We start from the raw sequence: 22,176 nt of genomic DNA, 5'->3' as shown, positions 1-22,176 counted from the left end.
AGAAAATCAATGACTGGGGAGAAGCTATTGGCGAAATTTAAAGCATTGGAAGGAAAACACTTCATATTAGCATTATTATTTGCTGGATGGTCACTCGGAAATTTAGATCGATTTGTCATGAATTACGCAGTCATTTCAATTGCGAAGGACTTACATCTTAATGCTGCTGCAACAGGATTTCTGCTTAGCAGTTTTTTTGCTGGGTATGCCTTAATGCAAATTCCTGGCGGCTGGTTGGCCGATCGTTTTGGTTCAAGAAAGGTTCTATTAACAGCCATCATTATGTGGTCCATCTTTACCGTACTAACGGGAGTTGCTTGGTCGTTAACTTCCATATTAATTATTCGCTTCTTTTTTGGTATTGGCGAAGGAGGTTACATGCCAGCAGGCTCAAAGCTGATTGCCCAAACTTTTCCGTATTCGGAAAGAGGCAGAGCTATGTCCATTGTGCTTTCATCTGGAGCATTTTTAGGGATTCTTTCACCCATAATAGCAACGACTTTGATGGCAACCATTGGCTGGAGGGCAATGTTCTATATTATCGGTATCATTGGCGTAGTTTTAGCAGCGATTTTTTGGTATTACATAAAGGATCCTCAGCCAGAGGAAGAGAATCTTCGAGAAGAAACAACAACGAACCAGTCAACTTCCCTAGTTCAATTATTAAAATACCCTTATATTTGGTGCTTGTTTATCGCTTCTTTTAGTGTAAATGCGATTAACTGGGGACTTTTATCGTGGCTGCCAACCTATCTTGTTAGCGTTCGTGGATTAGAATTACTTCAATTAGGCTGGATTGCGGCCATACCAGGATTAGCGGCCATCATCGGAACATTTGGATCAGGTTATCTTTTAGATAAACTGCCAAAAGGAAAGGAATATCTTTATGGAATTATTAGTGCAGGTTGTGTTGGCATTTTGCTCTATCTGATGTTTATTGCAAACAGTGTCACCGAATTTATGATTTATCAGACTATTATTATGATTTTTGGTGCATTTATTATTATCTTCCTTCCAACAAACGTGCTAAAGACAGTGCCTTCACAAATTGTTGGTACAGCAATGGGGTTTGTCAGTTTCGGCGGGCAGCTTGCAGGCTTTGTAACCCCTATTGCGATTGGATTCCTTGTTGAAGCCGCAAAAGGCTCATTTGATGCAGCATTTTGGCTCCTGATTGGATTTGCCATCATTTGTGCACTTTCGTTTATTTTATTGTTAATAAAAGGTCCCAAGTGAAACGAAATCACTTGGGATACTTCTCGTGCAGCAATGCCGCCTCTAAGATTAGGTAATAATTAAAGAAATTTAGGGAAAATAAAAATAACACATTGCCGTAGAAAGGATGAGAACATGATTATTCGCGAACTTGAAGATAGCTTTATTATGATCACCCAACATGACCATGCTAAAATATCTGGGGAAATTGCCCATCAGTGGAAGGATGAATATTTTAAGGGAGAGGAAAGAAAAGAAGAAGTGGTTCTAGGGATTTACGAACATGATCGTGGTTGGATTGAACCAGATTTAGCCCCTTTATGGAATATGGAACAGCAAAAACCGTACACTTTTATGGATTATCCTTTGGAAGCAAAGGTTTCTTTTTATAAAAATGGAATCGACGAAGTCGCAAAAATGAGCAAATATGCAGGTCTTCTTTGCAGCGCACATTATGCGTCCTTTCTCCAATATGAAGAAGATCCAATAGGCATTAAATTTATGGAGGACGAAAGCACAAGGAGGCTGCGCTTATTAAAACAGTGCGGGATACTAGGGAATATGGCAAAGGAAAAGCTGTTTCTCCACCATCTAAGCATTTTAAAATGGTGTGATAACCTATCACTTTATATTTGCTTACACGAACCAGGTGTAACAAAAGAAAATGAATATTCATTTTTCAGGAATGGAATCTCTCCTGCATTCTCATTCGCTAATAATGAACCAATACAGTTAAATTGGAATGATATAAATACCGTCTCGCTCTCGATGTCTCCTTTGGAGAAGGAAGCACAAGTGCAGTTAGTATTTAAGGAGGTAAAAAAAGAGGATATAAAGGCTAACGGGCTAATATCAGCCTATACAAATACACACAATGCCTATAAAAATTTGAGGATCATATAAAATTTTTTCATCTCTATAAAAATTGAAAATTTCTCTAAAAATTCAGGGTAAAATAATATGAATCTTTTCCTCATTTAATGCTAGCAATCTTCCAATTTCGATAAAAGAATTTCTCCTATTAACTCGGTATAAATAGATTTTACAGAGTTTTCGAGAGAAAATGACGAAGAAAAAGGATATCTTCGTCAAAGGATTTTAGGAATATTTACTGAATTATTACCAACAGGGAAAAAAATCCCCTATTTCTTTTCGGAAAGGTAGTGATTTGAAAGATGAAATTTCTTAAGCTACATCGAAAGGTTCCTGCTCAAACCGAAAAATCCAATGGTGAAGTAATGAAGGATTCCGTCCGAAAGATCCCTCCCAAGGTAAAGGTCATGACGATGTATAAAATGACCGAAGAAGTGGTGAAAGAGTGCAAAAAGCTGGCAATACAATGTCATTTTAACTTAAAAGAAGGTAAAAGAATTTCAAGTCAAATTCGAATACAGCTTGAGGAAACGAAGAGAAAAGTTAGGGTATTTTCTCCTGCCGCATTACAATTTATAGGTCCAGGTGATCAGAAAGTAACTCTAAATAAGAAAGGAGGTATATGTATTTAACCTCAACAAACAAATTGAATAATATCTATAGAAACTTTAAATGAATTAATGGTTTTATAGATACTTCTGCAGCCGCCCTCTGCAGAAAATAGAGTGCTTCCGATAACGTGTCGGAAACACTCTTTTCGCTTTGATAACCATCGTTAAGGAGGAAAGTGCTTTTGGTATCGGCTTATCATAACCAAAAAAAATGACCCATCCTTATCAGGACAGGTCATTTTTATAGACACACAACATCCCATTTTTAAAACGCGGTTTCCTAATCTACTCTCATTCCGCCTTTTTAAAGCCTGTATGTGCCCGCACAGTGACTTCAGCATAGCGTTTCATATCATTTTCTTTCGAGAAAATTGTTCCGAGATAACCACCAAGAAAGCCTAATGGTACACTAACAAGTGCAGGATTATCTAATGGGAAGATTGGGTTTCCTACAAATAGAGCGGCCCCTTCAACTGGTGAGAATACGCTAGGACTGATCGATACTAGAATTAATGCTGAAATCAACCCAGAAAGAACTGCCCAAATTGCACCCGATGTATTAAAGCGCTTCCAATATACTGTGTATAAAATAACTGGCAAATTCGCACTTGCTGCGATACAAAATGCTAAAGAAACTAGAAAGGCTACGTTTAAGTATTGAGCACCTAATGATAATAGGATGGATAAAATAGATACACCTAATGCTGCGTAGCGAGCTGCTAACATTTGCTGTTTCTCTGTTATCTCGCCTTTTTTAATAATTTGTCCGTAAATATCATGTGCAAATGCAGATGCTCCAGATAACACGAGGCCAGCAACTACTGCTAAAATTGTCGCAAATGCAACAGCTGAAATAAATGCAAATAAAATATTGCCGCCAATTGCCTGGGCTAGTAGTGGTGCAGCCATGTTTCCACCAGGGTTTGCTGCGAGAATTTCACTTTCCCCGACATATATTGCTGCCCCCATGCCAAGGAATAATGTTAAAATATAAAAAACTCCGATCGTCCAAGTTGCAGTAATAACGGAGCTTCTGGCAGTTTTTGCATCTTTTACCGTGAAAAAACGCATTAGAATGTGCGGAAGACCGGCTGTTCCAAGTACTAAGGCAAGCATTAAGGAAAGCGTTCCTAGAGGATTATTATATTTGACTCCCGGATTTAAATAATCTGCACCATGACTGGTCGCCGTTTTCACTTCCGTAAACATTGCCCCAATATTAAAGTTAAATTTCAATAATACCAGGAAGGAGATGACAACCATTCCTGCCATCAGAAGGACAGCCTTTGTAATTTGTACCCAACTTGTAGCAATCATTCCACCAAATAGAACGTAAATCGTCATCATTACCCCAACAATTAACACTGCAATCCAATACGGGATATCGAATAAAAGCTGTATAAGTGCACCAGCACCAACAAGTTGTGCAATCATGTAGAAAAGGACAATGGTAATCGTACTAAGCGCAGCGGCCCCTCTTACTTTTTTCGCATCAAAGCGAGAATTAATCATATCCGCTAATGTGTATTTACCAAGGTTACGCAATGGCTCTGCAACTAAAAACAATACAACTAAATAAGCAATCAAAAATCCGATACTATAAAAAAATCCGTCAAACCCTTTTAAAGCAATCATACCTGCAATACCTAGGAAGGATGCCGCCGATAAATAATCACCAGCTATCGCTAATCCATTTTGCCATCCAGTCAATCCTCCACCCGCTGTATAAAAATCACCGGTGGATTTTGTTTGTTTTGCTGCTATATAAGTGATGACTAACGTAAGAATAACGATTGCGAGAAAAAGAACTACTACTATCGGATCCATCTACATACCCCCTTATTTTAACTGCTCATGAATGATTTGCTCGGCTTCTTTATCAAAGGAAGCTGCTTTTCTTACATACATTCCACTTAACACCCAAACCATCAGAAACTGTGAAAATGCGAAAATCCAAGTCCAAGAAATATTTCCAATCGCTGGGTTGTTTAAAAATGTTGTGTAAGAGGTGAAAATTGGCAATAAAAAGTAAAAAATCATGAAAAATACTGTTAACGGTACAATAAATTTCTTCTTTCTGCTCAAAAATTGTTTGAATTGCGGACTGCTTTGAACCCTTTCATAATCTACACTTTTTTTCTTGCCCGTCATTAATTCCTTTTGAGCCAAAATTGACCATCCCCTTCTGCTCCAATTTATAGATAATTATATATTTTTTGAATATTTTGTAACTAGAAAATGGATGAACGGTCGAAAACATAGGTTCAATGGTTATATATAGCTCGTGAATGGTTGTAGATCCTAGTCTATGGATCTTATCATTTATAAATATCAAGAATAGATTTACTCGCAGAACGACTTACAGGGATTTGTGTTCGACTTTTATCTTTTAATGTCAAATTACTTGTTCCATTAAACCATGGGGTAATTTCTAAAACGTGATTTAGATTTACCAAATAACTACGATGTGCACGGAAAAACATATGACCAGCCAACTGATCCTCTAATTCTTGTAAGGTCATCCGACTCATAATGACTTTATCCTCGGTATGAATCTCTAATAATCGTTTATTTGGTACAGCGTAGAAAATGGAATCAGGAGAGACTACAATCATCCGTTCTCCATCATCAATTAACATCTTTGATACAATCGTTTGTGCCTTTTTTTCCGTTGCTTCACTACTAATCTTTCGATTTGCCATACTTTTGCGAATTCGGTTCATCGTCCTTCGAAATCTTGTCTCGTCATATGGTTTTAATAAGTAGTCAACTGCTTCTACTTCAAAAGCATCCATTGCATACTCATCATATGCAGTGGTGAACACAAATAGGGGAACTGTGTCTGTCTCCTGTTTCATAATATATCGTGCTGCCTCGATACCAGTAAAACCTGGCATCTCTACATCAAGAAAAATAACATCCGGGCGATGTTCAGAATATAACTCAATTAATTGTTCGCCTGTTTCCGCATGCGGAGTAAGGATAACTCCCTTTTCATCTTTCAATAAATAAAGCAATTCCTTTCTTGCCATCATCTCATCTTCAGCAATCATCGCACGAATATTCATCCTATCACCTCATTTCTTCCAATTGATTTGGTATTGGAATCGAAAACTTCACTTCACTGCCTCCATCGGACAAATTTCGAATATGCATTCTCGCTGACTCTCCTAATAAATGAACTAATCGTTGGTTCACATTATAAATACCTATCCCACCATTAATATGATCTACTAATGGCTGTAGACTGACAATCGGTAAAATATGTTTAGGAAAACCGCTGCCATTATCCCGAACGAAAACGGCAAGTCTCCCATTCTCTTTTTCTATTATAATTTCAATCTTTGCACCATCTATTACATTCTTTAAACCATGCTGAACCGAATTTTCAATCAAAGGCTGAATGGTCGATGGCGGAATATAAATATTGGAAAGATCATTTGGCTTTACAAAATTAATATGTAATCTTCCTTTAAATCGTTCTTGAATAATAGAAGTATAAGCCTCCGCATGTTCACACTCTTTTTCAAGTTCAACCAAAGATCTCGATACTAAGCGTAGATTAAACCTCATATAACTGGCTAACTGTAATGTTAAGAGACGTGCCTTCGCTGGATTTTCCCGAAACAAACCTGCAATTAATTGAAGGGTGTTAAACAAAAAGTGTGGATTGATTTGTGCCTGTAAATTCCTTAACTCTGCATCTCGAATATGTGCTTTTAGTTTCTCAGCCCCAAGCATGTTCAATTGATCTGAAATAAATTGTCCAAGCCCTTGTGCCATCATCATTTCAACTGGAGAAATATGCTCTGCTTTTCGAAAATGGAAAGTAATAAGATACGTTACTTGATCATCTTCAATAATTGGAATGAAAATAGCTGCCTCTAGGCTACATTTTTTATGAGTGCACAACGAATCTGATTTCTCGTGTGTAACCTGGATCTTTTTCGATGTAATCGCCTTTTGTGCTGGAAGTGCTGTAATCGGATCACCAAAATGATGATGATCTTCTCCTAATCCTATATGGGCTAAGACCTCCTTTTGATCTGTAATGGAAACGGCAGCAAGCCTCAGACGATTATATAATAAATTTGCTAAGCCATTCGCAACATCAAAAGGAGAATCTTTTTTTAAAAATGGAAGTGCTTCCTTCGCGATGGTTAATGCTTGTTTCGATGCAAGAGCTGCCTCATTCTCTTGTTCACGTAAAACAATTCCTATCATCGCTGTAAAAATGGCAATCGCTGCACTATTTGATAACACAAGTGGTAAGCCAATCGTATTGACAAGTGCAATCATATCAATTCTATCTGTGTATATAATAAGTAATAATTGCATATGTAAAACTGGAGGAAAAACCCCAATAAATAATGCCTTCAGCGGAGAAATAACGCGTTCATTGGAAAAAAATCTTGCCGTTAATCCTGCAAGTAAGCCTGTTATAGGATTGACAAGGCCATTCGCTAATCCCCCAACACCGCCAAGAAAAAGGAGATGGATTCCAGTAATAACCCCAGCGCCAAAACCAAGTATCGGCCCGCCTAATAAACCCGCAATCACAATCGCAACAAGACTCATGCTAACAATTAAATGTTGATCCTCTACTGGAAAAATAACTAGATTATGACTGATGAATCCATCCTCATGTATGACAATCCCTGTAACCGTACTAGCCATTCCAAATAAACCAAACACTCCTGCATGAACGAGCGACATCTTCATACTATAATTACGGTACATTAATGATTTGAAACCAGGTGTCCGTGTCATCACAAATGCAATAATAAGAAGTAGTCCCAAACGTTCAAACAATATAATCGTTAAGTTTTCCATTTCTTTTCTCCCCTAGAGGCAATGCCAGACTGCGATTGAATATAAAATTTATTAAAATCTACAATGGATTGGGATTGCCTTCTTGATAGAATAGTTCCCAAATATGCACCTAGAAAACCAATAGGAATGGTAATTATACCTGGATTATATAGAGAAAAAATTGCCTCTCCTCTAATCCAACCATCACTTGGATTCATAATGTAAGGACCTAAAATGACAAATAATAAAGAAGCAGCAAGTCCACTAAACATCCCTATTATGGCGCCAACTTGAGTAAAGCGTTTCCAATAAATCGTTAATAAAAGAACTGGGAAAATACTTGATGCGGCAACAATAAAAGTCATCGAAACGAGAAATGTTACATTAATGTTCTCTAAACGTAATGCAAATAAGGTGGAAATCAATCCGATTCCTAATGCCGACCAACGAGCTACCCTCAATTGCTCCTTCTCCGTTGATTTCCCTTTTTTCAAAATATGATGAAAAAAATCATGGGAAAAAGCTGTTGTGGCGGAAATAACAAGCCCTGCAACGACTGCAACAATGGTTGTAAAGGCAATCGCAGAAACAAATGCCAATAAGAAGTCACCTCCAACCGCCTTTGCAAGTAATGGTGCAGCTAAATTTCCAGTAGGGTCCAGTAACATTAGCGATTCATATCCCAAGAATGCGACAGTCCCAAGCCCTAAGACGAGTGTCATCACATAAAAAATTCCAATGATCCATGTTGAACTGATTAGAGACCTGCGAACCTCAAAAGCATTACTAACCGTAAATAGTCGTATCAATATATGAGGCAATCCTGCAGTTCCAAGCACTAAAGCAAGTTGTAGCGAAAGAAATTCCAGTGGATGATCAAATAAATTTCCAGGAAGGAAAAATTTCTCTTCTAATGGCGTACCAGTTTTTACTTCTCCAATCAGCTCCGCAACATCCCAATTAAAATGAGAAAGAACGATAAGTGTGAGGAGAAATGTTCCTGACATAAGAAGAACGGTCTTCACAATCTGTACCCAAGAAGTCGCAATCATCCCACCCACAACGACAAAAATCGTCATTAATCCCCCTATGACAATGACGGAAATAGAATAATTGATATCAAGCAGCAAACGAAGTAAAAATCCTGAAGCAACTAGTTGAGGGATTATATATAGGATGGAAATGATAAATGTACAAAATGCCATAAGTAATCGCATACTCTCACTTGGAAATCGTGAACAAATGACATCTCCAAGTGAATATTTACCTAAGCGGTGAATAGGTTCAGCAACTAAAAATAATACAACAAGATAAGATACTAAAAAGCCAATGGAATATAAAAAACCATCATAGCCACGAATTGCAACCATCCCAACGATACCGAGAAAGGAGGCTGCACTAATGAAATCGCCAGCAATGGCCATTCCATTTTGAAAACCTGATAATGACCCAGCAGCAATGTAAAACCGATTAGTTGTTTTACTTCGTTTGGCTGCCCAATAGGTAATAATCAATGTACAAACAATAATATAAATAAGGAATAAAAAATAAGTAGGATTCACAGCGATTCCTCCTTAGCGCTGGCTTCTATCTGTCGTTCAATTTTTTTTGCTGTTGTATGATATAGCCAACAGAAGAACCATGTCATCGGAATTTGTAAAAATGCATAAAACCATGCCCAAGAAATATTATAAATAAAGCTTGGCCGAGTCATCACATCAGGAATGAAAATAAGAGATAAAGGAAGCAAAAAATAAAACAGTAATGCAGCAGCCAAAGCAGGCGCCATCAACTGCTTTTTCTTACGTATTAAATGTAAAATTCGCTCCTCCATTTCATCTTCCTCCTGTTTTTTAAAATCTGAAAAATCAATAAAGTATTTCAATTCAAATAATACATGAAGGGTTTAAACAAGTAAAGTTGATACAGAAACTCTTTGCGGTTAAAGCCGACAGGATTCTATATAATTTAAAAAGATCATGCCGATACTATGGTAGTAAGTTTTCTTAGTGGATCGATTTCAACTATGATTATTAAATACCCGAGTAGCAGCACACATGTATTTATCTATTCGATAGACGATTTAGAACGCTTTCTGCAGAAAAAAGAGTGCTTCCAATAACGTGTCGGAAGCACTTTTTTCGCTTTTATAATCATCGTTAAAGAGAAAAGTGCTTTAATATAACTCGGAAGCATAATAAATGGTGACCCACTAGAGAAAATACATATCCCTTCTCATTTCTGATGCCTTTTCATGTTTCCAAATTCCAAACATTATACATTCCTCTTTTTTGCACATTACTAGGTAGAACACGGCCCATTCAGAAAGGTGCCGTGTTCTACAAAAAATTTATTTTGCTACTACTAACCCAGGAATCGCTTCATTCCAAAGTTTATGAAGTTCATCAACGGTATCCTCAATTATAGGTTCACCATTTACAGATACAATCAATTTCCCATCGTTCGTTACCGAGCCGATTTGGCTCGCATCTGTCCATAGAGTTTCAAATTGCTCTTTGTTTTCTGCTTTTACCGTTACTAAAAATCTTGATTGTGATTCACTAAATAACACTACCGTTGCGTCACCTGTTAAGTTAACTTCAACACCTAAAGCTTGTCCCTTAAACAAACTCTCAGCTAAGGCAACAGCAAGTCCGCCTTCAGATAAATCATGTGCAGATACGACAAGACCTTCTCTAATTGCAGTCGCAAGTATGTTTTGACGGTTCGCTTCAATTTGTAAATCAATGACTGGCGCTTTTCCTGAATATTTTCCAGCAATTATATTTTGCAATTCACTGCCACCGAATTCAGGGAGCGTTTCACCAATTAAATAAACAAGGTCACCATTATTTTGGAAATGGCTTTGTGTTACATATTTTGTATGTTCGATTAGTCCAACCATACCAATGATTGGTGTTGGAAGAATCGCTTCGTCTTTTGATTGATTATACATGGAAACATTACCGCTAATCACTGGTGTCTCAAGCGCAAGACATGCCTCGCTGATCCCATCAATGCTCTCTTCCATTTGCCAAAATACTTCTGGATCGTTTGGGTTCCCATAGTTCAAGCCATCTGTAATGGCAAGTGGTTTTGCACCAGAACAAACAAGATTACGTGCTGCTTCAGCAACGGCAATTTGCCCACCCACTTTTGGATCTAAATAAATATAACGAGAATTACAGTCCGTCGTAATCGCAATGGCTTTATCCGTTCCATCGATTTTCACGATTGCTGCATCAGATCCAGGACCAGCAATCGTGTTTCCTTGTGCCTCAGCGTCATATTGCTTGTATGCCCATTCCTTACTAGCAATGGTCGGCTGCTGTAAGAGTTGTCTTAACATCGCTTGATGATCGTCAACCGCTGGCACTTCATTTTCCATCGCTTGAAATTCTTGATAGTATGCCGCTTCTTTTGATGGCAAATGATAGACAGGTGCTTCATCAGCTAAGATATTGACAGGAATATCTGCGACAATCTCATCATGCTGCTTAATACGGAAGGCTTTTTCCTCAATAACTTCACCGATTACTGCCGCATCCACATCATGTTTTGCAAAAATATCAAGAATTTCCTGCTCCTGCCCTTTTTTCGCAACTAATAACATACGCTCCTGTGATTCAGACAGCATAATTTCATATGCATTCATGCCTTCTTCGCGCTGTGGAACAAGGTCAAGATTCATTTCAACACCTGTACCAGCTTTAGCTGCCATTTCACTCGCAGATGATGTTAATCCTGCCGCACCCATATCTTGAATCCCTACTAATGCATCCGAATGAACGACTTCTAAGCATGCATCCATTAATTTTTTACCGATATGTGGATTACCAATTGCGACTGCAGATGAATTTTCTTCTTTTCCACCTTCAACAACCTCTGAAGAAAATGATGCGCCACCAACTCCATCCTTTCCGGTATCCCCACCAGCATAAATCACGACGTTTCCTACACCAGCAGCAACACCCTTTTGCATATCGTCATGATTAATTAGTCCAACAACCATCGCATTGACTAATGGATTTTCTTCATATTGCTTATCAAATTGGATCTCGCCACCAACCGTTGGAACATCGATCACATTGCCATAGCTCGCAATCCCACGGACAACCTCAGAAAATAACATTTTCGTATGGTCATTATCTAGATTGCCAAAACGTAAGGAATTCATGGCTGCAATTGGTTTTGCTCCCATTGAAAAGACATCACGCATTATTCCACCAACCCCAGTTGCTGAACCTTCAAATGGCTCGACAAAAGACGGGCTATTATGACTTTCAATTTTAAAAACAACGGCTTGATTGTCACCAATATCAACAACCCCAGCACCTTCACCAGGCCCTTGTAAAACATGACTACCTTTCGTTGGGAACCTTTTAAGTAATGGTTTCGATGATTTGTAGCTACAATGCTCGGACCACATGGCAGAGAAAATGCCTGTTTCCGTGTAGTTCGGATGACGTTTTAATAGATCCTTTGCTAGTTGATACTCTTCGTCTGTTAATCCCATTTCCTTGTATATTTGTTCATTTTCAATTTGTTCCGGGCTAATATTATGTTGCGACATCAATCGTTACCTCCAAAAAATAATTAAATTTGTTTGTTAAATAAGACGATATTCAGATGGCTAGGAATTATTTGTTGCTAGCTTGATCGTCTGCATTTGTTCTTCCATTTGATATAAACCAGTGTTTCTTTGCTTGTCTTTACTTAGTTCTAGTCTGTCTTGTTTTCCATTAGTGCTTCTAACTCTTTTTGGCTATATCCTGTCAGCCAACGGGCCATAATTTATCCTTCCTTTTTTCTTTTTCTTTTATGAGAGTGGAACAATAATCTACAGGTGGTGAAAGCTTACTTTCTATAAAGAAGCGTATGTTCGTATGTATATCAGTTAGGTAAATCAAGCTGCCATGGCACACCGGAACGATCAACTAGCCAACCAAATTTTTGACTGAAAACCATAGTCCCCAATCGGCATAAAGGCTCCCCCACCATCATTTAATTTTTGATAGAGATGGTCAATTTAAGCTTCTGATTCGCAAGTAACATAGTTCGAAAATGAAGGCGTGAAGGAAAACTCATGTTTTATATTACTGTCGATACACATAAATTCCTGCCCTTTTAAAGAAAAACGGCTGCCAACACAGTTCCTTCTTCCCCTCTTCGTTAGCTCCATATCGAACGATACTATAAATCTGTTAAGATTAAAAGGCATTTTCAGGTATTTCACCAATATTTTAGTAATAGCCTTGGAAGGCGGTCTTTACACCATGGGAAAAACAAAAGTGGAATTTTGGACAAACCAGTATGTCGTTGTATTGATTCATTTATTGAATAGAAAAAGAGTGCCAGGTCAGCTTGCAATTGAAACGTAAAAATTGAGTAAAACAAAATCAATTCTTATCTTTTTCTATCCTTTCTTAATAAATAAATAAATAAGCTCACAAACCTTGTTTTATCAACGTTTGTGAGCTTATTTATATTTATTAAAATGAACGTACTTTGTTCTTTGTGATACCGGTGGTCGGGGTCGAACCGACACTCCTCACGGAACACGATTTTGAGTCGTGCGCGTCTGCCAATTCCGCCACACCGGCAAATCGTTGGCAGGGGTAGTAGGAATTGAACCCACACCAAAGGTTTTGGAGACCTTCGTTCTACCTTTAAACTATACCCCTAAATGGAAATTGGAAAGTTATTTTCACTAACGTGAAAAAACTATGGTTATTTTGCTTCGCAAAAAACATTGGTGGAGGGGGACGGATTCGAACCGCCGAACCCGGAGGGAGCGGATTTACAGTCCGCCGCGTTTAGCCACTTCGCTACCCCTCCACATCGGAGAAATAAATAATTAAATTTTATGGAGGAGGAAGAGGGATTCGAACCCCCGCGCGGTTTGACCCGCCTGTCGGTTTTCAAGACCGATCCCTTCAGCCAGACTTGGGTATTCCTCCGCAGTAATACTAAATGTTGAAAATTATGTTGCTTAGTAAAATACTTTTGTATTTTTACTTCATAAAAATACTTGGTAGCGGCGGAGGGGATCGAACCCCCGACCTTACGGGTATGAACCGTACGCTCTAGCCAGCTGAGCTACACCGCCAAATATCTGATTAAATTGTAAGTTATTTTCACTATCGTGAAAAAACTTTGGTGGAGCCTAGCGGGATCGAACCGCTGACCTCCTGCGTGCAAAGCAGGCGCTCTCCCAGCTGAGCTAAGGCCCCATTTTGTTAATTTGAAGATGGTCGGGAAGACAGGATTCGAACCTGCGACCCCTTGGTCCCAAACCAAGTGCTCTACCAAGCTGAGCTACTTCCCGATAAAATATGGCGCGCCCGAAAGGAGTCGAACCCATAACCTTCTGATCCGTAGTCAGACACTCTATCCAATTGAGCTACGGGCGCATTATTGAAAGTTATTTTCGCTAACGCGAAAAAACTCTGGTGCCGAGGACCGGAATCGAACCGGTACGGTAGTCACCTACCGCAGGATTTTAAGTCCTGTGCGTCTGCCAGTTCCGCCACCCCGGCAACTTTGGAGCGGAAGACGGGATTCGAACCCGCGACCCCCACCTTGGCAAGGTGGTGTTCTACCACTGAACTACTTCCGCATTCATCATGAAAGTTATTATATTGCTATCGCAAAAATAATAAGTGCGGGTGAAGGGAGTCGAACCCCCACGCCTTGCGGCGCCAGATCCTAAGTCTGGTGCGTCTGCCAATTCCGCCACACCCGCATAGTATAAAAACGAACTAGAAAACTAAGTTACTAACTTCGCCACTTCGTATCGGCGACATTGATAATAATACAACGAATTCCGACAGAAATCAACAACAAATTTTAAAGATTTTTTTTAAAAGTTAAAAGCTACTGTTATTATACCAAAATACAGTATTTAAGCGAAAAGATATAAAAATGTTTTAGAACCTTTTTTATGGGTAAAAATACAATATACTTTATTCCCATAAAAAGGAGCTGAATTACCTTGAGCTATTACCAGAAAAAAGACGCTGAAAAAACCATTATGAACCAAGCAGATCAAGAAGAACACACTAGTAACGGTGAAAGATCTCCTGAGTTTGATGTTTTCGGTACAGCGCTGAATGACCTCCACAGTCCATTCGAATTTTAAAAAGCCCAATGTATGAATGAGAGGCAGCTCTCTTTTGTACATTGGGCTTTTGCTTACCTTTTAATTGCTTTTAAAACAATTGCTTCACCAACAAAGGAAATTATCTTATCATTCTCGATAACCATCCTAAACTTATCCTTGATTCCTTGTGAAGATTTAAGAATGTAATTCGTTAACTGATTTTTTTCAGAATCGGCTAGTTTCATGTTTGAACACCATGGATCAAAGAAAAATGTCTTCTCAAATCGGTGCCATTCAAAGACTTCTAAACCGCTATCCTCAAGTTTCTGAATCCATTCGGATTTTTTCCAGGCACGAAAATGACTGTAATCACGCATTTTTTCAATCGAATTATAAAATTGATCAAACTCTTGTGTCTCTGGGACTACATTATCATCCAATAAGAATTGCCCTTTTGGCTTTAAAACTCGATGTACTTCCTTTATAAATAAATCCACATTCGGAAAATGGTGCGGTGCAATCCTGCAGGTGACAATATCAAATGCGTCATATGCAAAAGGCAGCTGTTCAGCATCTCCATGTACAAATTCTACATTTTTGTGACCATTTCCTTTTATGAACTTCTCGGCCTCAATCAGCATTTTCTCCGTAAGATCAACCGCTGTTACTTTTTTAACCAGCGATGCAAATGCGTTAGCAGTATGCCCGCCGCCTGTAGCAATATCGAGCATAACCTCCTGACCCTTTAGATCTGCCATTTCGACCATTTTTACTAAGTCTTTTCCATCCTTATGAATCGGACTGGAAACATATGAAGCCGCATTTTTTCCAAATTGTTGTTGAACTTCTTTCTTAATATCCATACGGAATCACCTCTTCATTCTATTTTAAGCCATCCTGTTACGTAATAGAATTACGAGGTTTTTATAATTTAAGATAAGAAATACTTATATTTCCAATTCAACGACCACGGGGCAATGATCACTTCCCATAATTTCACAATGAATATCTGCGTTGATAAGTTGGTCACGAAGTTTTTCGGAGACGATAAAATAATCAATCCGCCACCCAATATTCCGCTCACGAACCTTGGCCATATAGCTCCACCATGAATATGCCCCTTCTTTTTCCGGATAAAAATGCCTGAAGCTGTCCACAAAACCTGACTCTAGCAGCGCAGTCATCTTTCCACGTTCCTCTACAGTAAAACCAGAATTCCCTAAATTTGATTTAGGATTTCTCAAGTCAATTTCCCGGTGCGCCACATTTAAATCCCCGCAAAGAACAACCGGCTTTAGCTCGTCTAATTCTTTCAGATGAGAGATGATTCGATCTTCCCATTCAAGCCGGTAACCTAATCTAGCCAAATCTCTTTGTGAATTTGGTGTGTAAACATTCACTAGATAAAACTTTTCAAATTCTAATGTTAGGATTCGGCCTTCATCCTGTGAATCCTCATTTCCTAAACCATAACTTATAGAAATCGGTTCAACCTTTGTAAAAACTGCAGTGCCGGAATAGCCTTTTTTCACAGCATAATTCCAATATTGATGATAACCCTCCAGTTCAAGGTTGATTTGACCTTCCTGTAATTTTGTTTCTTGCACACAAAAAATATCTGCATTAACTTCTTTAAAATAATCTAAAAATCCTTTATTTACACAGGCTCTTAGGCCGTTAACATTCCAAGATACAAGTTTCATTCGGATTCCATCTCCCTTACTGCTTATCTCTTTATACGACTGTCATTTTAACACAAAACAAGGCAGCCCGCAGGTGCCTTGTTTTATGGAATAAAATATTGGTCCGCTAATTCTCCTGAGAAAAGCTGTGAAACTGGTACGATTTTAATATTTCTTTTCTTAAATTCATCCATTGATTGAAATACTCCAATTGAACATTCCTTTCCTGTAACTCCTACATGTCCAATGGCAATTCCTTTGCCTTGAAATTCGGTTACTTTTGCCAGCCTAGCCATTTGTTTTCGAACATGTGCTGAGGACGAAATATCATCAAGAAATACGTCTCGTTTTAATAAGGGTACACCAAGTTCTTTTGCAATTTCTGGGAACTTCGTGCCGGGACTTGTACCACTATCGACAAGAAATAATTTCCTTTCCTTCGCCACTTCAACAATTGCCCTGACTATTCCTTCATTTTCAACAGCTAGAGACCCCATATGGTTGTTCATCCCAACTGCATATGGTACACTTTCGAGCGCTTCCTTCACCCGCTTTTTTACTTCCTCTGGAGAGAGTTCCACGGTAATGGGTTTAGGGCCAAGCCATGATCTTTTTCCTCTTTTCGGCTGCATGGGCAAATGAACCATCACCTCAAAGCCATTTTTATGTGCCCATTCTGCGTGCGCCTTTGAGTTTTCTGTAAAAGGCATCACCGCTGCTGTAATCGGAATATTCCCTTCCAAAAATTCTTTAACGCCCTCATTCCCTCCACCAAAATCGTCAATAATAATGGCTGCTTTAAGTTCTTTTGTTTCCTTGTTTTCTGCAAACGATGAGCTCTGGAACGAGAAGAAAAGAAAAGGAATCACCAGCATTGCAAATTTTATCTTCATAAAAACCCCCTATAGTAAAATGATATCGTTAATTTACCCCGGGAGAGACGATTCATTCTTGTAAGAAAAATATCATCAACTACGATCATTATCTTGAAATCAGTTGTATTTCAAGAAATCATCTTTTCCTCAACGAAATGGATTTTCCAGCCATCTTTAGTCTTAATAAGGATCATTTCCCCATAAAAGGTCGATTTTTCTCTGTTAGCATTTATATGTAAAAGTTTATATTGAACAACAGCCGTATAAGATTTTATCTCTTTAATTTGAAAATCAATTTCAATTACCTGACCAAATTCATTAATTTTTTCAGTAATATATTTTTCATCTCCATAATTCTCTTTAATAAAAAAATCACTTAAGGTTTGTATATAGCCTTGGGAATCTTTTTTATTCATTGCCATTGTCATCGAGTAAATAGTAAAAGTAATTTCACTCTCTGCTGTTTTGTCAAAACCTGCAACAAATAGCATACAGATCATGCTAAAAATAAGCAGGAGTTTTCTTTTTATATGATTCATTGCATAAAAACAGACCCTTCCACATCTTTGTCACTTATTATCCCCATTTGTAATTCCATTTACCCACAAGGTAAGCTGCCTCTTGGCTGCAATGGCAAGTGAACAAAAAAAGGACCTTATCAAAAGGCCCTTCCTACCGAACATCCTATTCGTCGTAAACTTCAACTTTTTCCATGACATCGCCATTTCTCATTGCTTTTGCTGCTTCAAGACCAGAAGTCACTTTACCAAAAACAGTGTGAACACCATTTAGATGTGGCTGCGATTCATGAACAATAAAGAATTGGCTACCACCTGTATCTTTACCAGCATGTGCCATTGAAAGAGATCCAGGTACATGTGTGTGTGGATTTCCTTGTGTCTCACATTTAATTGTATAACCTGGCCCACCAGTGCCTGTTCCAGTTGGGCATCCACCTTGGCTAACAAAACCAGGAATAACTCGATGGAAATTTAACCCGTTGTAAAAACCTTCTTTTGCTAACTTTTCAAAGTTTGCAACTGTACCCGGTGCTTCATTTGGATACAATTCAAATTCGATTTTCTCACCGTTTTGCATTTGTATGTGTCCTTTTTTTGCCACAATAAACATCTCCTTTATGTAAAAAAATTCTTCTTTATGATACACTTTCCAGCGCAGAAAAGAAAGTTTCATGGTTCAAATCTTCAATATTGTGGTATTATAACTGTACCCCTTCCGAACATTCGCTTGTTGCGGGACACTTAACCACTGTACGGACGGAAGGGGTACGTAGTGTCGCTCGCGCGGCATTCCGTAAAGCCAAGACTTCGGTCTTGGCTTTTTTAATGTTCTTTATTTGTCACACGATAAAATATTAAAATGATCGATAAGAAAACTAAGTAGCCAAAAAAGGTATAGATATGCCTCCATTCGGGGCTATGCTCAAATAAACCAAACAGTTCAGAAAACCTCTCAACAATTGGCATTAATAAACTTAGAAATAAAATAACTCCTGCTTTCCCCCATTTTGAAACCTGCTTCATGATTTTAAGGTAAACAAGGACCATAACGGGCAAAGCTACAAACGTAAATGCAATATTAACCGAAAACACCTCAGGAAATGGTCTAATCGGGAACATGTACATATTCTTGCCAACAAAGTAAAGATCCAAGCTAGTTCCCAGCAATATCGCCAAAAAGAGTGTTGGACCAAATTCTTTAATCAAAAAGGGTAATGACTTTTTTGGCCAAGGCGGCAAGTTCAAGCCTTTCGAGCGTTTTACAGTATTCATATTCAATCTCCCCACTTAATTGTGTTTCATCTAGCTCCGAGAGATAGTCGGCTACCTGCCAATCATGAAACCAATCTCCCTTTTCCGCTTCTTGGTGGTTAACATTTTTCCATGCAGACTTTAAATCAGGACTGTAAATTTTTCTAGCTCCCCACCTCAGCTTGCAGGAGTTTAAGCGGAGCTGATAGGGAATCCCAGGAATTCCTTCGTTCACATTATTGAATATATGGGGCCAATAATCTTTTCTTGAACCTGTATGAGGATGTTCCTTTGCCCATTTCATAAATAAATCTCTCTTTTTAAAAAGAACACCGTACAGCCGTTTTCCTAATACAATCCGCTCGTGTAAAGATTGAAACTGATGAAGCGTCTGACCCGCTAGGCTTTTTTTTCGATAGGGAAACAAAATATGATTAAAAGACAGGTGATCCTGCAGTTTAAACTCCAGCGTGTTTAGAACATCCTTTTGATAGACTGAGTTTTGTATAACCCTTTTTTCTAAATAATTTTGTTCGTTAATTACGAGAGCTATAGTAAGGATATAAGTGTTCGGATTTTTCCAAAAATAATCCCAAATGGTCTCCATGAATGTAGAAATATTTAAATTGGGCAGAAGGTAAAACAGCGGTTTCCCCCTTTTTAAACTTTCACTGTAGAGTAAAAATTGTGGATATGCATCTTGAAAAATCAGCCAATTGCCGCGTTCTAAAAAGTTAAAAAAGTCATTCCGCTCCTTTTTCGTCAGAAGGCGAGTGAGCAAGTCCCCCTTTAAATCCGTCATGTTCCAGCCGCCATTCCGTGACACCATATGCCCTAAAAATGCCCAATGGATTTCCGGATGTTTTTGATAAAAATCAAAATAAGCCTTCGTTCTTGTGACATTATTCAGATTCAGTTCCTGTGTATCACATCTAATCCTTTCTAAAAGAGCATGCTCATCTTTCGTTAAGTGATGGACTTCTGTAATTTTTAACTTTAACTGTGATGCCTCCTTGATGGTGTCTATCGGCGTCTTCTCCCGGCTCCTGATAGAAAAGATAACAATCACCTCCTTCGAGAATTCTCCTTCAACTTCCTGAATATGTATAGATGAGAATATACAATAGGGAGAGGAATGAACGCTGCGATGATGGATACTAGGAAAGGCATTGACTGGCTGGTTGAAATGCTGAGAAGGAATCAATCTCCCGACGGCTCTTGGAGTGATCCATTTGAAACTGGACTATCCACAGATGCCTATATGATCATTTTATTACGGACATTAGAAATTAATGATGAGGAATTAATAAAAGGGCTTGCTGAGAGGATTTTAAGCAAGCAAGAACAAAATGGCGCATGGAAGCTTTTTTATGATGAACATGAAGGAAATCTGTCGGCTACAGTAGAATGCTATTATGCTCTTTTGTATTCTGGCTACTTTGAAAAAACGGATAAACGGATGGCCGCTGCAAAAAAGTTTATTTTATCTAAGGGCGGAATCGAAGAGGTTAGTATGTTTACCAAGGTGATGTTGTCCTTAACAGGTCAACTTAAATGGCCAAGATTCTCGCCTCTGCCAATTGAAATTATCCTGCTCCCACTTCATTTCCCATTTAATTTCTATTCTTTATCTGTTTATGGAAGGGCAAATCTTACACCGATGATGATTCTCGCTGATAAGAAATTTAGCTTAATAACGAAAAGGAGTCCTGACCTTTCTGATTTAATGGTTAGTCGGAATTCCGATGATAACTGGGTCCGTTCTAACGAATGGCGTTCATTGTTTTCTTTTATCGAGGATGGTGTAAAGAATTTAATGGGGCTGCCTGACCATCTTCACAAGCTTGCGATTGATCGTGCTAAAAAATATATGCTTGACCATATCGAAAAGGATGGAACGTTCTACAGCTACTACAGCTCAACTTTTTTAATGATTTTCGCACTTCTTTCACTCGGGTATAAGAAAACCGACCCTGTCATAACAGCTGCCATTAATGGAATTAATTCGATGAAAACTGAAATTAACGGCCTCCCGCATATGCAATACACAACCGCAAATGTTTGGAATACATCGTTAATTGGGTATGCGCTTCAAGAGGCTGGTGTTTCCCTTGAGGATGAAATGGTTAGGAAAGCAAATCACTATTTATTAGCAAGACAGCATGATAAGTTCGGAGATTGGGTGATTCATAATCCTAACAGTTTACCTGGGGGCTGGGGTTTTTCCAATATAAATACTATCCACCCTGATGTTGATGATACAACCGCTTCAATGAGGTCTATTTCTCGAATGCCTTCTGAAGGTCAAGACGCCTGGGCCCGTGGGGTTAACTGGTTGATGTCGATGCAAAATGACGATGGTGGCTGGGCGGCTTTTGAAAAAAATACCGATACAAAACTGATTGAATTTTTACCAATTGAAAAAGGCGAGTTTATCCTCACCGATCCATCTTGTGCGGACATCACAGGAAGGACGCTTGAGTTCTTCGGTAACTATACAAATCTGCCAAAAGACCATGAGATCATAAAAAAAGGTATAAAATGGCTTATGGATCATCAAGAGGCTGACGGCTCTTGGTATGGAAGATGGGGTATTTGTTATATTTATGGTACCTGGGGTGCAGTGACAGGATTAACAGCCGTTGGGGTGCCTGTCACCGATACATCGCTTCAAAAGACAATAGAGTGGTTGAAGGGAATTCAAAACAAAGATGGTGGCTGGGGCGAATCTTGTTATAGTGATAGTAAAGAAAAATATGTTCCGCTTAAGATTAGTACTTTGACCCACACCGCCTGGGCATTGGATGCTTTAATAAGTGTTTCAGACAAACCGACATCAGAGATTCGAAAAGGTATTGCCTATTTATTGAGAAACCTGCAAAAAGATGACTGGACGACTGCGTACCCCAAAGGCCAAGGTATGGCGGGTGCTTTTTACATCCATTATCACAGCTACCGCTATATTTTTCCGCTGCTTGCATTGGCTCATTATCAAAAGAAATTTGATTCATGAATCGACGGGACTCAATGTCTCCGTCGTTTTTTCTATTTGTAACTTCCCAGCTGCCTATATTATTTCAATATTGCAGAAAAACCTTGAATTTTTACCATACCCCTACATTCGCTTAATTTACAGGCACAATAATCGACTGATTCTTACCATATCCTACTCCGACCAATTTATCGGCACAATCAACGGCGGATTCTTACGATATTCCCACTCCCACCTAATTT

Annotated in this window: 19 protein-coding genes, 11 tRNA genes and 1 pseudogene; 5 read left to right on the top strand and 26 right to left on the bottom strand. The window is 38.6% G+C overall.

Features of this window, described 5'->3' with window-relative positions; translation table 11 throughout:
- Positions 1–27 precede the first annotated feature (27 nt).
- The 3 genes from V7108_RS07815 (at position 28) to V7108_RS07805 (ending at position 2,720) form a co-directional block, all read left to right on the top strand.
- Positions 28–1,236, top strand: coding sequence for an MFS transporter (locus tag V7108_RS07815; protein WP_335567800.1), 1,209 nt, complete (start codon positions 28–30; stop codon positions 1,234–1,236).
- A gap of 114 nt (positions 1,237–1,350) precedes the next feature.
- A complete protein-coding gene (locus V7108_RS07810; RefSeq protein WP_335567799.1) occupies positions 1,351–2,118 on the top strand; it encodes a DUF3891 family protein in 768 nt (255 codons plus the stop codon).
- A 272-nt stretch (positions 2,119–2,390) separates the two neighbouring features.
- On the top strand, positions 2,391–2,720 hold the full coding sequence (locus V7108_RS07805) for a hypothetical protein (RefSeq protein ID WP_335510943.1): 330 nt from the start codon (positions 2,391–2,393) through the stop codon (positions 2,718–2,720).
- 270 nt (positions 2,721–2,990) lie between these two features.
- On the opposite strand, the gene V7108_RS07800 is transcribed toward V7108_RS07805, so the two are convergent.
- The 19 genes and pseudogenes from V7108_RS07800 to V7108_RS07710 all read right to left on the bottom strand — a co-directional run bounded on the left by V7108_RS07800 (position 2,991) and on the right by V7108_RS07710 (position 14,256).
- A complete protein-coding gene (locus V7108_RS07800; protein WP_335510945.1) occupies positions 2,991–4,526 on the bottom strand; it encodes a solute symporter family protein in 1,536 nt (511 codons plus the stop codon).
- A gap of 12 nt (positions 4,527–4,538) precedes the next feature.
- Positions 4,539–4,868: a DUF485 domain-containing protein gene (locus V7108_RS07795; protein ID WP_420489024.1), complete on the bottom strand. Its 330-nt coding sequence runs from the start codon at positions 4,866–4,868 to the stop codon at positions 4,539–4,541.
- Between the two features lie 149 nt (positions 4,869–5,017).
- Positions 5,018–5,767 carry a LytR/AlgR family response regulator transcription factor gene (locus tag V7108_RS07790; RefSeq protein WP_335510947.1) on the bottom strand — a complete coding sequence of 250 codons (750 nt, stop codon included), beginning with the start codon at positions 5,765–5,767 and terminating at the stop codon, positions 5,018–5,020.
- A 4-nt stretch (positions 5,768–5,771) separates the two neighbouring features.
- Entirely contained in the window at positions 5,772–7,532 is a 1,761-nt protein-coding gene (locus tag V7108_RS07785; RefSeq protein WP_335510949.1) for a LytS/YhcK type 5TM receptor domain-containing protein, read from the bottom strand.
- A complete protein-coding gene (locus V7108_RS07780) occupies positions 7,520–9,073 on the bottom strand; it encodes a solute symporter family protein (protein WP_335510950.1) in 1,554 nt (517 codons plus the stop codon). Before V7108_RS07780 ends, V7108_RS07785 begins: the two co-directional genes overlap by 13 nt.
- A complete protein-coding gene (locus tag V7108_RS07775; protein WP_335510952.1) occupies positions 9,070–9,345 on the bottom strand; it encodes a DUF485 domain-containing protein in 276 nt (91 codons plus the stop codon). The genes V7108_RS07780 and V7108_RS07775 overlap by 4 nt, the downstream gene beginning before the upstream one ends.
- A gap of 516 nt (positions 9,346–9,861) precedes the next feature.
- A complete protein-coding gene (gene purL, locus V7108_RS07770) occupies positions 9,862–12,084 on the bottom strand; it encodes a phosphoribosylformylglycinamidine synthase subunit PurL (protein ID WP_335567798.1) in 2,223 nt (740 codons plus the stop codon).
- Between the two features lie 320 nt (positions 12,085–12,404).
- A pseudogene (locus tag V7108_RS07765) lies at positions 12,405–12,715 on the bottom strand (VOC family protein); the annotation flags it as partial.
- A 317-nt stretch (positions 12,716–13,032) separates the two neighbouring features.
- Positions 13,033–13,114, bottom strand: a tRNA-Leu gene (locus V7108_RS07760).
- Between the two features lie 7 nt (positions 13,115–13,121).
- Positions 13,122–13,195 (bottom strand) — tRNA-Trp (locus V7108_RS07755).
- Positions 13,196–13,264: 69 nt separating this feature from the next.
- A tRNA-Tyr gene (locus tag V7108_RS07750) sits at positions 13,265–13,349 on the bottom strand.
- A 29-nt stretch (positions 13,350–13,378) separates the two neighbouring features.
- Positions 13,379–13,471: transfer RNA gene (locus V7108_RS07745), tRNA-Ser, on the bottom strand.
- Between the two features lie 72 nt (positions 13,472–13,543).
- Positions 13,544–13,620 (bottom strand) — tRNA-Met (locus V7108_RS07740).
- A gap of 48 nt (positions 13,621–13,668) precedes the next feature.
- Positions 13,669–13,744, bottom strand: a tRNA-Ala gene (locus tag V7108_RS07735).
- Between the two features lie 18 nt (positions 13,745–13,762).
- A tRNA-Pro gene (locus tag V7108_RS07730) sits at positions 13,763–13,839 on the bottom strand.
- An 8-nt stretch (positions 13,840–13,847) separates the two neighbouring features.
- Positions 13,848–13,924: transfer RNA gene (locus V7108_RS07725), tRNA-Arg, on the bottom strand.
- A gap of 37 nt (positions 13,925–13,961) precedes the next feature.
- Positions 13,962–14,050: transfer RNA gene (locus tag V7108_RS07720), tRNA-Leu, on the bottom strand.
- Positions 14,051–14,055: 5 nt separating this feature from the next.
- Positions 14,056–14,130: transfer RNA gene (locus V7108_RS07715), tRNA-Gly, on the bottom strand.
- 44 nt (positions 14,131–14,174) lie between these two features.
- Positions 14,175–14,256 (bottom strand) — tRNA-Leu (locus tag V7108_RS07710).
- A 249-nt stretch (positions 14,257–14,505) separates the two neighbouring features.
- Between V7108_RS07710 and V7108_RS07705 the strand changes: the two genes are divergently transcribed.
- Entirely contained in the window at positions 14,506–14,652 is a 147-nt protein-coding gene (locus V7108_RS07705) for a hypothetical protein (RefSeq protein WP_335567797.1), read from the top strand.
- 53 nt (positions 14,653–14,705) lie between these two features.
- Here the strand turns inward: V7108_RS07705 and V7108_RS07700 are convergent, their stop codons facing one another.
- From V7108_RS07700 to V7108_RS07670, 7 genes are all read right to left on the bottom strand, one after another.
- Positions 14,706–15,476, bottom strand: coding sequence for a class I SAM-dependent methyltransferase (locus V7108_RS07700; RefSeq protein ID WP_335567796.1), 771 nt, complete (start codon positions 15,474–15,476; stop codon positions 14,706–14,708).
- A gap of 84 nt (positions 15,477–15,560) precedes the next feature.
- Positions 15,561–16,316: an exodeoxyribonuclease III gene (locus tag V7108_RS07695; RefSeq protein WP_335567795.1), complete on the bottom strand. Its 756-nt coding sequence runs from the start codon at positions 16,314–16,316 to the stop codon at positions 15,561–15,563.
- 83 nt (positions 16,317–16,399) lie between these two features.
- A complete protein-coding gene (locus tag V7108_RS07690) occupies positions 16,400–17,188 on the bottom strand; it encodes a divergent polysaccharide deacetylase family protein (RefSeq protein WP_335567794.1) in 789 nt (262 codons plus the stop codon).
- A 110-nt stretch (positions 17,189–17,298) separates the two neighbouring features.
- Entirely contained in the window at positions 17,299–17,709 is a 411-nt protein-coding gene (locus tag V7108_RS07685) for a hypothetical protein (protein ID WP_335515507.1), read from the bottom strand.
- Positions 17,710–17,854: 145 nt separating this feature from the next.
- The gene (locus V7108_RS07680) at positions 17,855–18,292 is read right to left on the bottom strand and encodes a peptidylprolyl isomerase (protein ID WP_132097090.1); all 438 of its coding nucleotides are present in this window, start codon (positions 18,290–18,292) and stop codon (positions 17,855–17,857) included.
- 221 nt (positions 18,293–18,513) lie between these two features.
- Complete coding sequence (locus tag V7108_RS07675) at positions 18,514–18,963, bottom strand: CBO0543 family protein (protein ID WP_335515511.1); 450 nt, start codon at positions 18,961–18,963, stop codon at positions 18,514–18,516.
- Positions 18,890–20,008, bottom strand: coding sequence for a DUF2515 domain-containing protein (locus V7108_RS07670; RefSeq protein WP_420489178.1), 1,119 nt, complete (start codon positions 20,006–20,008; stop codon positions 18,890–18,892). Before V7108_RS07670 ends, V7108_RS07675 begins: the two co-directional genes overlap by 74 nt.
- A gap of 69 nt (positions 20,009–20,077) precedes the next feature.
- Here V7108_RS07670 and shc point away from each other — a divergent pair, with 69 nt between their 5' ends.
- A complete protein-coding gene (shc, locus tag V7108_RS07665) occupies positions 20,078–21,955 on the top strand; it encodes a squalene--hopene cyclase (RefSeq protein WP_335567793.1) in 1,878 nt (625 codons plus the stop codon).
- The last annotated feature ends 221 nt before the right edge of the window (positions 21,956–22,176 follow it).

Source organism: Neobacillus vireti (genome assembly GCF_036962345.1).
Classification (GTDB): domain Bacteria; phylum Bacillota; class Bacilli; order Bacillales; family Cytobacillaceae; genus Neobacillus; species Neobacillus vireti_A.
Note: the sequence above shows the minus strand (reverse complement) of the source record. Positions and strands in the feature narration are given on the sequence as shown.

Excerpts from the sequence above, each read along its gene's own strand:
- V7108_RS07810 (WP_335567799.1), top strand. The coding sequence starts at position 1,351 with ATGATTATTCGCGAACTTGAAGATAGCTTTATTATGATCACCCAACAT.
- V7108_RS07805 (WP_335510943.1), top strand. The coding sequence starts at position 2,391 with ATGAAATTTCTTAAGCTACATCGAAAGGTTCCTGCTCAAACCGAAAAA.
- V7108_RS07800 (WP_335510945.1), bottom strand. The coding sequence starts at position 4,526 with ATGGATCCGATAGTAGTAGTTCTTTTTCTCGCAATCGTTATTCTTACG.
- V7108_RS07790 (WP_335510947.1), bottom strand. The coding sequence starts at position 5,767 with ATGAATATTCGTGCGATGATTGCTGAAGATGAGATGATGGCAAGAAAG.
- V7108_RS07785 (WP_335510949.1), bottom strand. The coding sequence starts at position 7,532 with ATGGAAAACTTAACGATTATATTGTTTGAACGTTTGGGACTACTTCTT.
- V7108_RS07775 (WP_335510952.1), bottom strand. The coding sequence starts at position 9,345 with ATGGAGGAGCGAATTTTACATTTAATACGTAAGAAAAAGCAGTTGATG.
- purL (WP_335567798.1), bottom strand. The coding sequence starts at position 12,084 with ATGTCGCAACATAATATTAGCCCGGAACAAATTGAAAATGAACAAATA.
- V7108_RS07700 (WP_335567796.1), bottom strand. The coding sequence starts at position 15,476 with ATGGATATTAAGAAAGAAGTTCAACAACAATTTGGAAAAAATGCGGCT.
- V7108_RS07695 (WP_335567795.1), bottom strand. The coding sequence starts at position 16,316 with ATGAAACTTGTATCTTGGAATGTTAACGGCCTAAGAGCCTGTGTAAAT.
- V7108_RS07690 (WP_335567794.1), bottom strand. The coding sequence starts at position 17,188 with ATGAAGATAAAATTTGCAATGCTGGTGATTCCTTTTCTTTTCTTCTCG.
- V7108_RS07685 (WP_335515507.1), bottom strand. The coding sequence starts at position 17,709 with ATGAATCATATAAAAAGAAAACTCCTGCTTATTTTTAGCATGATCTGT.
- V7108_RS07675 (WP_335515511.1), bottom strand. The coding sequence starts at position 18,963 with ATGAATACTGTAAAACGCTCGAAAGGCTTGAACTTGCCGCCTTGGCCA.
- shc (WP_335567793.1), top strand. The coding sequence starts at position 20,078 with ATGAACGCTGCGATGATGGATACTAGGAAAGGCATTGACTGGCTGGTT.